Annotated in this window: 13 protein-coding genes and 1 tRNA gene; 4 read left to right on the top strand and 10 right to left on the bottom strand. The window is 64.6% G+C overall.

Going from position 1 to position 12,371, the window contains the following annotated elements; genetic code table 11:
• Positions 1 to 15: 15 nt before the first annotated feature.
• Entirely contained in the window at positions 16 to 951 is a 936-nt protein-coding gene (locus H0S73_RS08260; protein ID WP_181054279.1) for a sugar-binding protein, read from the top strand.
• 88 nt (positions 952 to 1,039) lie between these two features.
• Here the strand turns inward: H0S73_RS08260 and rarD are convergent, their stop codons facing one another.
• The 5 genes from rarD to H0S73_RS08235 form a co-directional block, all read right to left on the bottom strand.
• Positions 1,040 to 1,969 carry an EamA family transporter RarD gene (gene rarD, locus H0S73_RS08255; RefSeq protein ID WP_181051700.1) on the bottom strand — a complete coding sequence of 310 codons (930 nt, stop codon included), beginning with the start codon at positions 1,967 to 1,969 and terminating at the stop codon, positions 1,040 to 1,042.
• Between the two features lie 324 nt (positions 1,970 to 2,293).
• A tRNA-His gene (locus H0S73_RS08250) sits at positions 2,294 to 2,370 on the bottom strand.
• Between the two features lie 122 nt (positions 2,371 to 2,492).
• Entirely contained in the window at positions 2,493 to 3,467 is a 975-nt protein-coding gene (locus H0S73_RS08245) for a tripartite tricarboxylate transporter substrate-binding protein (RefSeq protein ID WP_181051699.1), read from the bottom strand.
• A gap of 60 nt (positions 3,468 to 3,527) precedes the next feature.
• Positions 3,528 to 5,030, bottom strand: a complete 1,503-nt coding sequence (locus tag H0S73_RS08240; protein WP_181051698.1) for a tripartite tricarboxylate transporter permease — start codon at positions 5,028 to 5,030, stop codon at positions 3,528 to 3,530.
• Positions 5,030 to 5,698, bottom strand: a complete 669-nt coding sequence (locus H0S73_RS08235; RefSeq protein WP_181051697.1) for a tripartite tricarboxylate transporter TctB family protein — start codon at positions 5,696 to 5,698, stop codon at positions 5,030 to 5,032. The genes H0S73_RS08240 and H0S73_RS08235 overlap by 1 nt, the downstream gene beginning before the upstream one ends.
• Before the next feature lie 437 nt (positions 5,699 to 6,135).
• Between H0S73_RS08235 and H0S73_RS08230 the strand changes: the two genes are divergently transcribed.
• From H0S73_RS08230 to H0S73_RS08220, 3 genes are all read left to right on the top strand, one after another.
• The gene (locus tag H0S73_RS08230; protein WP_181051696.1) at positions 6,136 to 6,804 is read left to right on the top strand and encodes a TerC family protein; all 669 of its coding nucleotides are present in this window, start codon (positions 6,136 to 6,138) and stop codon (positions 6,802 to 6,804) included.
• A gap of 68 nt (positions 6,805 to 6,872) precedes the next feature.
• A complete protein-coding gene (locus H0S73_RS08225) occupies positions 6,873 to 7,574 on the top strand; it encodes an AzlC family ABC transporter permease (RefSeq protein WP_181051695.1) in 702 nt (233 codons plus the stop codon).
• Positions 7,571 to 7,894 (top strand): AzlD family protein, encoded by a 324-nt coding sequence (locus H0S73_RS08220; RefSeq protein ID WP_181051694.1) that lies wholly within the window; start codon positions 7,571 to 7,573, stop codon positions 7,892 to 7,894. The genes H0S73_RS08225 and H0S73_RS08220 overlap by 4 nt, the downstream gene beginning before the upstream one ends.
• On the opposite strand, the gene H0S73_RS08215 is transcribed toward H0S73_RS08220, so the two are convergent.
• From H0S73_RS08215 to murA, 5 genes are all read right to left on the bottom strand, one after another.
• Positions 7,859 to 8,341: an arsenate-mycothiol transferase ArsC gene (locus H0S73_RS08215; RefSeq protein WP_181051693.1), complete on the bottom strand. Its 483-nt coding sequence runs from the start codon at positions 8,339 to 8,341 to the stop codon at positions 7,859 to 7,861. The genes H0S73_RS08220 and H0S73_RS08215 overlap by 36 nt on opposite strands.
• 3 nt (positions 8,342 to 8,344) lie before the next feature.
• Entirely contained in the window at positions 8,345 to 8,830 is a 486-nt protein-coding gene (locus H0S73_RS08210) for a UPF0262 family protein (RefSeq protein ID WP_181051692.1), read from the bottom strand.
• Between the two features lie 16 nt (positions 8,831 to 8,846).
• Positions 8,847 to 10,139 (bottom strand): histidinol dehydrogenase, encoded by a 1,293-nt coding sequence (hisD, locus tag H0S73_RS08205; protein ID WP_181051691.1) that lies wholly within the window; start codon positions 10,137 to 10,139, stop codon positions 8,847 to 8,849.
• The gene (locus H0S73_RS08200) at positions 10,139 to 10,579 is read right to left on the bottom strand and encodes a DUF2948 family protein (RefSeq protein ID WP_181051690.1); all 441 of its coding nucleotides are present in this window, start codon (positions 10,577 to 10,579) and stop codon (positions 10,139 to 10,141) included. Before H0S73_RS08200 ends, hisD begins: the two co-directional genes overlap by 1 nt.
• Positions 10,580 to 10,710: 131 nt before the next feature.
• Positions 10,711 to 12,000: a UDP-N-acetylglucosamine 1-carboxyvinyltransferase gene (gene murA / locus H0S73_RS08195; RefSeq protein WP_181051689.1), complete on the bottom strand. Its 1,290-nt coding sequence runs from the start codon at positions 11,998 to 12,000 to the stop codon at positions 10,711 to 10,713.
• Positions 12,001 to 12,371 lie beyond the last annotated feature (371 nt).

The raw sequence follows: 12,371 nt of genomic DNA, 5'->3' as shown, positions 1-12,371 counted from the left end.
CAGGAGGAAGACATGATGAAACGCCTTATCCTTGCCGCGGTCGCTGCCGCGGCGCTCACCGCTCCGGCCATGGCGCAGCAGACCTACAAGTTCGCCATCGTGCCGAAGGCGATGAACAATCCCTATTTCGACCTCTCCCGCGACGGATGCATGAAGCGCGCGAAAGAACTCGGGAATGTCGAATGCATCTACAAGGGCCCGGTCGAGCATGAACCGGCGAGCCAGGTCCAGATCATTCAGGATCTGATCAGCCAGAAGGTCGACGGCATCGCCATCTCGGTCTCCGATGCTGCGGCGGCCGTGCGCGTGATCAAGGCCGCGCGCGATGCGGGCATCCCGGTGATCACGTTCGATGCCGATGCTCCGAACTCCGCCCGGCAAGCGCATGTGGGCACCGACAACCGCGCCATGGGCCGCGCCCTCGGCGAGGAGCTCCTGAAGCTGCGTCCGGACGGCGGAAAATACGCCATGGTGTCCGGCGGCCCGGCCGCGGCCAACCTGAAAGAGCGTGTCGAGGGCGTTCGCGATGCGCTGAAAGGCTCCAAGTGGACGGAAGTCTCCGGCTCGCCCACCTATTGCAACGACGACCTCGCGCTCGCCGTCCAGCAGATGCAGGACCTCAAGACGGCCAACCCGGATCTCGCCGCCATCGTGCCGGTCGGCGGCTGGCCGATGTTCGTTCCCGAGGCCTACAAGAGCTTCGTGAACAAGAACAAGGAAGCCATGGACCAGGGCAAGTTCAGCCTTGTGGTGGCCGATACCTTGAAGGTGCAGCTTGAATTGCTGCGTGACGGCTATGCCAATGCCCTCGTCGGCCAGCGGCCTTACGAGATGGGCGAGAAGGCCATGGACATCCTTCTCCAGCTCAAGAAGGGCGAGAAGGTCCAGGACATCGTTTATGCGGGCATCGACCGCGTGACGAAGGACAATGTCGCGTCCATGCTCAAATGAGCTGACGCCTCATCACTGGCGGACCCGCGCCCTGGAGAAACCTCTCTCCAGGGCGTCTGTGTGAAGAAGTGGCCCTTCTGCGGGCTTTCTAACCGGCCTCCACGGGCTTTCGAGCCGGGGACGGCGACCGCAGGGCGCTGGCGGTATAAACCCCCAGGGCGATCCAGATCAGGCTGAACGCCAGGCCGTCGATCCATCCGAAGGCTTCCTCGTAGACGAGGACGCCGAGGGCGAGCTGGCCGGACGGGGCGAGATATTGCAGGAGACCGATGGTGGAGAGCTTCAGTCGCTGAGCGGCGGCCGCGAACCAGATGAGCGGCAGCGCGGTGCTGAGCCCGGTCAGGACGAGAAGCGCATCCAGGCGTAGGTCGCCCCGGAAGGCCACGGACTGGCCATTCGCGACCACGAACGCGAGATAGCCTAGGGCCAGCGGAGTGAGCAGAAGCGACTCGACGCAGAAGCCGATGAGCGGAGCGACCGGCACGATCTTCCGGACGAGGCCGTAAAAGCCGAAGCTGGAGGCGAGCGCCAGGGCGACCCAGGGCATCTCGCCCGATGAGATGGCGAGCACCAGCACGCCGAGTGCGGCAATCACGCAGGCGGCGACCTGCGCCGGGTTCAGCCGCTCCCGCAGGAAGAGGACGCCGAGCACGACGTTCAGCAGCGGGTTGATGAAATAGCCGAGGCTCGTCTGGACGAGGTGCCCCGAGTTGACAGCCCAGATGTAGATGAGCCAGTTGATGGCGATGAGGCCGGCCGAGAGGCAAAGTAGCAGTAGCCTACGGCCGGAGGTCAGCGCCTCGACGAGCTTGCGCCATTGCCGGCCCGCAAGGATCAGGCCAAGGGCGAACACGCTGGCCCAGACGATCCGGTGCGCGAGGATCTGAAGAGCCGGCACCGCCGAAACCAGCTTGAAGTGAAGCGGAACGGCCAAGCCCCACATGAAGAAAGCCGCCAGGGCATAAAAAACCCCGATCCGCGCCCGTTGTGCCTCGGAAGACACTGGTCCTGTTCCCATCTCACCCTCTGGCCTCGCCCGTTCCATGGAGGGCAGGCCTTGCGAGGTCTCCCGCTCGCCACGGTCCTAAGTCAATTCGCGTGAAGGGGATAGCCCCGACTTTTGGTGAGACGACAGCATGCCTTCAGGGATGCGAAGGTACCTTGTGCCAAGCTTTGGATTGCGGTCGCGATGGAAAACAGCGGATCCAAGGCATGGACCCTCACGCTTGCAATTGAGCCGGTTTTCCGAGAGACGAGCGCCCGGTGCCGTTATGCACCGACAAGACCGAACGTCCGACAAGCAGACCTTCGAACCTTCGAAGCCTAAGCCTTGATTTTGAAGTGGTACAGCCGCCCCGGCTCGAACGGGGGACCCCCAGATCCACAATCTGGTGCTCTAACCAACTGAGCTACGGCTGCACGTGAGGCAGGGTGTAATCGCCCGGGCGGGCAATTTCAAGTCCTGTTCGAGATTTCAAAACCCGAAATGAGAACGGCGGGCTCCTGAGCCCGCCGTCTCCAATGCTCAAGCTTGGAAAAGCTTACTCGGCCGTGGCGCCGGCGGCTTTGAGGACCGGGGTCCAGCGGGCCACTTCGCTCTCGACGAGCTTCTGCAGGCCCTCGGGGGTCCGCTCCGTGGCGCTCGGCAGCACGCCGCCGAGGTCGAGAAGGCGCTTCTTGGTGTTCTCGTCGTCCAGAGACTTCACGAGCGCATCGTTGAGCTTCTTGACCACGTCCGGCGGGGTGCCCTTGGGAGCGAAGACCGCGTTCCAGGCGCTGACCTCGTAGCCTTCGAGGCCGGCTTCCTTGGTCGTCGGCACGCTCGGCAGCACAGGGGAACGCTCGGGCGTCGCGATGGCGAAAGCCTTGATGTTGTTGCCCTGGATCTGCGGGGCCACGTTGACGATCTGGTCGGTCATGAAGTCGACCGTGTTGGCCATCAGGTCGTTCAGGGCCGGGCCCGTGCCGCGATAGGCGACCATAGTCGGCTTCACCTTGACCACGGAGTTGAAGAAGATGCCCGTCGAATGCGAGACGGAGCCCACGCCCGCATGGGCCATGTTCACCTTGTCGCTGTTGGTCTTCAGGTATTCGAGGAAGCCCTTCAGGTCGTTGGCCGGGAAGTCCTTCTTGGCCACGATGACGATCGGGGTGCCGGCCGCCACGCCGATAGGGGCGAAGTCCTTGGTCGGGTCGTATTTCAGGTTCGGGTACAGGGCCGGGGCAGCGCCGTGGGTGCCCATATGACCCATCATGATGGTGTAGCCGTCCGGTTGGGACTGGGCCGCGCGGGTGATGCCCGTCGTGCCGCCGGCGCCCGCCACGTTCTCGATCACGATCTGCTGGCCGAGGGTGCGGCTCATGTGGTCGCCCACGATGCGGGCGATCACGTCCGTCGGGCCGCCGGCCGCGAAGGGCACGATCATGGTGATCGGCCGGGTGGGATAGCCTTGGGCCTGGGCGCCCGTTGCGGCCAAGCCGGCGACGGCGGCAAGGGCCAGTGCAACTTTCTTCATCGTTCTTCCTCCCTGGTTTAGGTTATGGCCTTACATGGACAAGGCGGGGTCGAAGGCAAGTTATTCCGTGAACACCTCGTCCCGTCCCTTCCGGATGGACGGCAGGAGGGCGATCACGAGCAGGACGGCCGCGACGGCGAGCAGGCCCGCGCTGATCGGATGATTGATGAAGGTTTCCAGCGACCCGCGCGAGATGATGAGCGCACGCCTTAAGTTCTCCTCCATCAGCTTGCCGAGCACGAAGCCGAGCAGCATCGGGGCCGGCTCGAACCCGAACTTGATCAGCACGTAGCCCACGAACCCGAACAGTCCGATGAACATCACGTCGGTCGGCAGCGAGTTGATCGAGTAGATGCCGATGGCGCAGAACATCAGGATCGCCGGGAACATCAGCCGGTAGGGCACCTTCAGAAGCCGCACCCACATCCCCACCATCGGTAGGTTGATGACGAGCAGCATCAGGTTGCCCACCCACATGGAGGCGATCATGCCCCAGAACAGGGTCGGGTTCTTGGTCATCACCTGCGGACCGGGGATGATGCCGTGGATCGTCATGGCGCCGACCATCAGGGCCATCACGGCGTTCGGCGGGATGCCGAGCGTCAAAAGCGGTATGAACGAGGTCTGCGCGCCGGCTTTGTGGGCCCTCTCCGGACCCGCCACGCCCTCGATGGCGCCGCGTCCGAAGCGGCGTGGATCCTTGGCGATCTTCTTCTCCAGCGTATAGGAGGCGAAGGGTCCCAGCACCGCGCCGTTGCCGGGCAGGATGCCGAGAATGGCGCCGAGAATGGTACCACGCAGCACCGGCTTGTAAGATTGCCGGAAGTCGTCCCGGTTCGGCAGCAGCCGGCCGATGGCCTGGCGCACCACGTCGCGATGCTCGGTGTGATCGAGATTGCGCATGATCTCGGCGATGCCGAAGATGCCCATGGCGAGCACCGCGAAGTCGATGCCGTCGGACAGGAACGGCAGTCCGAAAGTCATGCGCTCCTCGCCGGTCTCCAGGTCCGTGCCGACCGTGGACAGCAGCACGCCGACCAGGATCATGGCGATGGCCTTCAGAATCGAGCCGCGCGCCAGCACGACGGCGAAGACCAGGCCCATGACCATGAGCGAGAAGTACTCGGTCGGGCCGAAGACCAGGGCGAGGCCCGTGAGCGGCGCGCCGAGTGCCGCGATGACCAGCGTCGCCACCGTGCCGGCGAAGAACGACCCGATGGCCGCGATGCCGAGCGCCACGCCGGCGCGGCCCTGCTTGGCCATCTCGTGGCCGTCGAGGGCGGTCACCACGGAGGTGGCCTCGCCGGGGATATTGACGAGGATGGCCGTGGTCGAGCCGCCGTACTGGGCGCCGTAATAGATGCCGGCCAGCATGATGAGCGCGCCGGTGGGATCGAGCCCGAAGGTGATCGGCAGCAGCATGGCGATGGTGGCGATGGGTCCGACGCCCGGCAGCACGCCGATGAGGGTGCCCACAAGGCAGCCGAGGAAGGCAAGGCCCAGATTCTGGAGGCTGAGCGCGACGCCGAAGCCGAGGCTCAGGTTGGAAAAGAAATCACCCATCAGATCCTCCCGCTGTGGTCGGCCACGTCCACGGGGCCCGAATGTCGGTTGCGCGTGGCGAGGTAGACCACGATGGCGCCCGCCGTCATGAGGGCCGCGCAGGCGCGCAGCACCGCCTTCTGCGACCAGTCGGCAGGAAAGAGGCTCGTCAGGGCCTGCGGGAAGACCGGAATCGGCAGGTTGAGCAGGTCGCCGAACAGCACCATGCAGAAGGGGGTGAGGCTCAAGCCCAGGATGACGAGTTCCCGTAGCCGAGCCTCGGGCGTGGCGAACCCGCCCAGGATGATGGCGAGCGGGCCGGCGACCAGCAGGCCGAGGCCGGGAATGGCAAACGCTCCGAAGGAATAGCCGCGGATGGTCAGGGCGAAGGCCACGATGGCGCCGATGACGAAGACCGGCCCGCGCAGGCTCCAGCGCTCCAGGAGATCGCCGTCCTTGAGGAAGGCCGCCGCGAGCAGGGCCAGGCCCGAGAGGCCGACGCCGACGGCGAGCCAGCGCGGCAGCATCGCCGGCCCCATGGAATTGAGCGTTCCCTGGTCGAGATCCCGCGTCAGGAAAAGCGCGAGCGCCGCAAGGGCGACCAGGAGAAGGCCACCCGCGAGGCTTTGCGGCGCGCGCACCGGCCCGCGATGGCGTGGAGGCTCGGAGCCTTCGTGAAGAACAGACATGGACGACCTCCCGGCAGGCGCTCTCGCGCCCAAGGTTATTGCGACCGATATGGCCTGAGGCCGCACTCTGGATCAAGCTTACGTTGTCCCGCAGAGAATGCTTCTCAACAAGACCTGCTTGAATGAACAATCCTTAGGGAAAACGTCTATTAAACTATAGGACAGTCACCTGATCCCTGCGGCAGGTGACTTGATCCCGAGCCCCGTCTTGTCTAGATGGAACCTTGTAGCCAGGCCGGGCCCCTCTGGTCGCTCCTTACAAAAGGAGCGGCGATGTCGGACTGGATGAAAACCAGGGCGGCCTGGGTTCGTTCAAAAAGACGGTTTTGCCTGCATTTCGGCTTCCGGTCCGAGGGATTTCGGACCAGGCCGGCGACAGATGCGTCTTTTTGAGCGTTTCGCATGCGCTGCCCCTCAACCGACATATGAGGCACTGCATGTTTGATCTCTCGCAGTTTTTCGGACCCGAGGTCGTCGCCTTCCTGATGGTGATCGGCATCGACCTGGCGCTCGCCGGCGATAACGCCATCGTCATCGGCCTGGCGGCCGCTGGTCTTCCCAAGGAACAGCGCAACAAGGCAATTCTCCTCGGCGTCCTCGCCGCCACCGTCCTGCGCATCGCATTCGCGCTGGTCACGACCCAGCTTCTACAGATCGTAGGCCTGCTCCTCGCCGGCGGCATCCTGCTGCTCTGGGTCTGCTGGAAGATGTGGCGCGAGCTGCGCACGAGCCATGAGGAAGAACAGGCCGCCGAGGAAGCCCTTGAGGACGCGGATCTCGACAAGGACGGCACTATCGCCGGCAAGGCACCCCGCAAGACCTTCGCTCAGGCAGCCTGGCAGATCGTCATCGCCGACGTGTCCATGTCCCTCGACAACGTCCTTGCCGTGGCCGGTGCGGCGCGCGAGCATCCCTACATCCTCGCTTTCGGCCTGCTCCTCTCGATTGCCCTCATGGGCATCGCAGCCTCGTATATCGCCCGCCTGCTCCAGCGCTACCGCTGGATCGCCTATGTCGGCTTGGCGATCATCCTCTATGTGTCGCTCAAGATGATCTATGAAGGGTTCCTCGAGGTCTATCCGCTGGTGAACGGCGCCGTCGGCTGATCCCGATAGATCTTCGTTCAATCTCCAATTGACGGCGGGGATGCGGAAAGGCAGAGAGCGTGACGCTCATGTCTTTCGGTCTCCGCCCTCATTTTTCCACTGCAGGCCTGCGTTACGGCGCCCGTGCGGCGCTGCCCGCCTTTCCCGGCTTCATCATGTTCGCCGTGGCCTTCGGCACGGCGGCGGCCCAGAAGGGATTGTCGCTCGGCGAGACGCTGGGCCTTTCCGCCTTCGTCTATGCCGGAGCCTCCCAGATGGTCGGGCTCGAAATCTGGCAGCAGGCCTGGACGCCTTCGACCATCCTTACGATCATGACCGTCACGGCCGTCGTGAACGCGCGCATGATCCTCTTAGGGGCGACCCTTCAGCCCTGGCTTAAGGATGAGCCGCTCGCCCGCACGGCTCTCAACCTGTTTCTCATCACGGAGGCCGGCTGGCTGGTCGGCACCCGCTACCACAGCGAAGGCGGCCGCGACGTCGGCGTGCTTCTGGGATGCGGGATCATCCTCTGGCTGGTCTGGCTGCTCGCAACGCTCAGCGGATTCTACGCGGGGGCCCTGGTGCCGGAGCCGAGGCGCTTCGGCCTCGATCTCGTGATGCCGATCTTCTTCGGCGTCATGCTGGTGCCCTTGTGGAAAGGCGCGAAGCCCGCCCTGCCCTGGCTCGTGGCGGGTCTCGTCTCTCTCGTGGTCCACGCCCTCTTGCCCGGCTATGTCTTCATCATCGCCGGAGCCCTGGCCGGCGTCGTGGCCGGAATGCTGATCGAATGAACTCCGCCGAGACGATCATCGCGGGCCCATGGGGCTCCATACTCGCCATCGGCGCCATGGCCCTGGTGACGTTCCTGTGCCGCATCGCTGGCGTCGTCGTGATGAGCCGGGTGCGGCTCACGCCGCGCATCGAGCGGGGGCTGCGCGCCCTGCCAGGCTCCATCATCCTGGCGACGATCCTGCCGGTGGTGATCGACAACGGCCCGCCTGCGATGATGGCCCTTGCGGCGGCTATCGTGGCGATGGTCGTGACGCGGATCGACATCGTCGGCCTTCTCGCGGGCCTAGGCACCCTCGCGGTCATCAGGGCTTTTGGCTGAGCCCTGCTTGAGCCGCAGGCGGATGCGGTACATCAATCCGTCGCGAATGTTGCGATAGGCGTCGAGCACCTGCTCGCGCGAACCCTGCGTGATGGTCGGATCGGGCGTCGGCCAGTATTCCACTTCGGCCGCGATGGTCCGCGTCAGTTCGAGCGCCGCGTGATGGGCCTCCGGCGAGAGGGAGATGATGAGGTCGAAATTCAGCCCCTCCCATTCCTCCAGTTCCTGCAGCGTGCGCGGCTTGTGCTTGGAGGCGTCGATGCCGATCTCGGACAGGATCGACGCGGTGAAACCGTCCGCGTCGCTTTTGCGAACACCGGCGGACTGCACATAGATCGACTGGCCGAAGTAATGCCGCGCGATGGCTTCGGCCATGACGGAACGCACCGCATTCATGGCGCAGACGAACAGAACCGAATGGATCCGTTTCGAGCGGGGCTCGTCCAAGCGTCAGCCCTTCCAGTGAAGCGCGAAGATCAATGTGAAAATGCGGCGCGCTGTATCGAAGTCGAGGATCAGCTTGCCGTCCAGGCGCTTCATCAGGAGTTCGGCCGCCTCGTTGTGCAATCCGCGCCGTCCCATGTCGATGGCTTCGATCTGCGCCGGCGAGGCGGAACGGATGGCCTGATAATAGCTGTCGCAGATCAGCTCGTAGTCGCGGATCGCTTTGCGGAACGGCGTCAAAGACAAGTGATGCGAGACGAGATGCGCGCCATCCTGTGCCGTGACCTCGAAGCATAGCTTCTTCTCGATCAGCGAGATGCGCAGGGCGTAGGGACCGCCTTCGTAATTCGGCAGACCGAAATGGTTTGCCTCGAGGATGTCGTAGATGGCGATGGCCCGTTCGTGCTCCTGATCGGGATTGCCGCGACCGATGGAGGCCTCGTCGAGCGTGACGGCGACCAGCCGGCTCCGCGCCTTCGCTTCGCTCACCATCCGCCCTTCCCTACCGTTAAAGGTTCAGGCGGATCGCGACCGACCGCGCATGCCCCTCCAGCCCCTCCGAACGCCCGAGCGTGATCGCCGCGGGGCCGAGCGCACGCAGCGCGTCCGCGTCGCATTTCAGGATCGAGGTTCGCTTCATGAAGTCAAGTACGCCGAGGCCCGAGGAGAAGCGGGCGGACCGGGCGGTGGGCAGCACGTGGTTCGGCCCGCCGACATAGTCGCCGATGGCTTCCGGCGTGTGGCTGCCGAGGAAGATCGAGCCCGCATTGCGGACTTTGGCCGCGAGTTCCTCGGCATTCTCCGTCTCGATTTCGAGATGCTCGGGGGCAAGCCGGTCCACGAGGGGGATGGCGTTCTCGAGCCGGTCGATCAGGATGATGGCTCCGTAATCGCGCCAGCTCGCACGGGCGATCTCCGCCTTGGGCAAGGTTTCGAGTTGGCGCTCGACGGCCTTCTCCACCGCATCTGCGAGAGCGGGGGAGTCCGTTACAAGGATCGACTGCGAGGCCGGATCGTGCTCGGCCTGGGCCAGAAGATCCGCGGCGATCCAATCGGGATTGCCATGCTGGTCCGCCAGGATCAGCACCTCGGAGGGACCGGCGATCATGTCGATGCCGACCTGTCCGAAGACACGGCGCTTGGCGGCAGCCACATAGGCGTTGCCGGGCCCGACGATCTTGGCGACCGGCCGCACCGACCCGGTTCCGTATGCGAGCGCCGCCACCGCCTGTGCGCCGCCGATGCGGAAGACCTCGTCGACGCCGGCCAGGCGCGCGGCCGCCAGGACGAGCGGGTTCGTCTCGCCCTTGGGAGTCGGCACCACCATGGCGATGCGCGGAACACCCGCCACCTTCGCCGGCACGGCGTTCATCAGGACGGAGGACGGGTAACTGGCACGACCTCCGGGCACATAGAGGCCGACGGATTCGATCGCGGTCCAGCGCCAGCCCAGCGTGACGCCGAGCGGGTCCGTGGACATGGAATCCTGCGGGCGCTGGGCCCGGTGATAAGTCTCGATGCGCTCCTTGGCCAGAGCCAGGGCTTCCAGCGCCTCCTTGGGGCATTGGGCCTCGGCCGCGTCGATCTCGGCATCCGAGATGCGCAGGGTCTCGGGCTGGAGCGCCAGCCCATCGAAGCGATAGGTGAAGTCGATCAGGGCCTCGTCGCCCCGCGCCACCACATCCTCGATGATCGCCCGGACGGCCTGATCCACATCCTCCGACACCTCTCGCTTGGCCGAGAGGAGAGCGGCGAAAGCCAGCGGGAAGGACGGCTCCCGCGCATCGAGCCTCTGCGCCATTACGGGCGCCCCGCCGGCTGAAGCTGTTCCTCGTGCGAGGGGCGGCTTTCGGCGGCCCAGACCGGGCCGGTGTCTTTCATCTGCATTTCGATGCACTCCAGGTCCACCTGGATGGCTCCCCCGTCGGCAAAGATCAAGGTGGCAGTGCCCGATGGGGCATTGGTCTCCTCGAAGGCAATGGCGAGAAGGTTAAGAACCGCATCCTTGTTGGCTTGGTCGATGCCGCGGACACGCACGCCCGTGACGTTCTCGAAATGCATGCAGGTCAACCGGCGCCGGGGCGTATCCGCCTCCCAGTCGTAGCGGCGCGTCTGAATGGCGAAACGCCGTTCCTTCGGCAGATAGGCAATGTCACCCACCCGCAGCAGGGAATCCTGCAGATGAGCGGAGATGACGGCAAGATCTTCCGGATCGAAAGCGACAAGTCTCAGGAGGTCCATGGGCCACCAACCTATTGTTGAACTTTAAGGTTTAGGTAGAGAGCCCCCTGCCCCGGCGCAACCTGTCCCGGCGGCTTCTTCTTCATGGCCCCGAAAAGAAAAGGGCCGGCATTGATGCCGGCCCGATCGTCCTAGCCCCTCAGGCGCTCGATCTGAGCGCCGCAACGGGCGAGCTTGGCTTCGAGGGCCTCGAAGCCGCGATCCAGGTGATAGACCCGGTTGATGGTGGTTTCACCTTCGGCCACGAGGCCCGCGATGACCAGGGACACGGAGGCCCGCAGATCGGTCGCCATGACGGGCGCTCCCTTGAGCCCGGCCACGCCATCCACATAGGCGCTGTCCCCATCGAGGCGGATCTGCGCGCCGAGGCGGGCGAGCTCCTGCACGTGCATGAAGCGGTTCTCGAAGATCGTCTCGCGGATGCGGGAGGTCCCGTTCGCCCGGGTCATGAGAGCCATGAACTGGGCCTGCAGGTCGGTCGGGAAGCCCGGGAACGGATCGGTGGTCACGTCGACCGGCTGGATGCCATTGCCGTTGCGCCGGATCCGGATGCCCCCATGGGTCGAGGACACTTCGGCCCCCGCCTGTCCAAGAACGTCCAGAGCAGCCTGGAGATAATCGGGCCGGGTATTGTCCAGAACGATATCGCCGCCCGTCATGGCGACCGCCATGGCATAGGTGCCGGTCTCGATCCGGTCCGGCATGACGTCATGTGAGGCCCCGCCGAGGCTGGTCACGCCTTCCACCACGATCTCCGAGGTGCCGGCTCCCTGAATCCTGGCGCCCATCTTGATAAGGCATTCGGCCAGATCCACCACCTCGGGCTCGCGGGCGGCGTTGCGAATCACGGTGGTTCCCTGGGCCAGCGTCGCGGCCATCAGGGCTACGTGGGTGCCGCCCACCGTCACTTTCGGGAAATCGATCTCGGAACCGATCAGGCCCTTCGGGGCCGTCGCCACCACATAACCGGCCTCGATCTCGATGGCGGCGCCGAGCTTGGCGAGCGCCATGATGAGCAGGTCGACCGGCCGGGTGCCGATGGCGCAGCCGCCGGGCATGGACACCTTGGCATGGCCGAACCGGGCCACCAGGGGAGCGATGACCCAGAAGCTCGCCCGCATGGTCGAGACAAGCTCGTACGGGGCCGTGGTGTCGATAATGTTCTTTCCCGTCAGGCGGATGGTCTGCCCCGTCTCCGAGGACTGGCCGGGCCGGCGGCCGGCGATCGAGTGATCGACGCCGAAATTGCTCATGATCCGCAGGAGGGAGGAGATGTCCGCGAGGCGCGGCACGTTGCCGAGCTCCAGGGTCTCCTCCGTCAGGAGGCTGGCGATCATGAGAGGCAGGGCCGCATTCTTGGCACCTGAAATCGGAATCAAGCCGTTGAGAGGCGCGCCGCCCCGGATGCGAATGCGATCCATCGAATTCCCCTTGCAATATTTTTAGCGAACCATGCGCTATGCGCGCCTTGAGCCTATCCGGCTAGTCGGACGGCTTGTCGCGCTCGTTCGTAACGCTCAAGCTCCCGGTTTCGTTTCCGGGCGCCTTCACGGCCTGTCGCCCCCGAGCTTGAGCCTTGCGACGCTTAAGATTCTCTTTCAAGGCCGCCTTCAGCCGGTCAGCTTTCTCTTGCGATTTCACGTCAGTCATGGTTCACGCGACCCATCGTCGCCTTTATCAAATAGAGACTTCGCAAGCGGCTCTCAACCGCAATATCACGGTTCAGGACTTTGACCCGGATCAATGCGATCTGGCATAATGGGTCCAGGATCCCCGGGCATTGCATTGCCCA

The organism is Microvirga mediterraneensis (assembly GCF_013520865.1).
GTDB classification, from domain to species: Bacteria; Pseudomonadota; Alphaproteobacteria; order Rhizobiales; family Beijerinckiaceae; genus Microvirga; species Microvirga mediterraneensis.
Note: the sequence above shows the minus strand (reverse complement) of the source record. Positions and strands in the feature narration are given on the sequence as shown.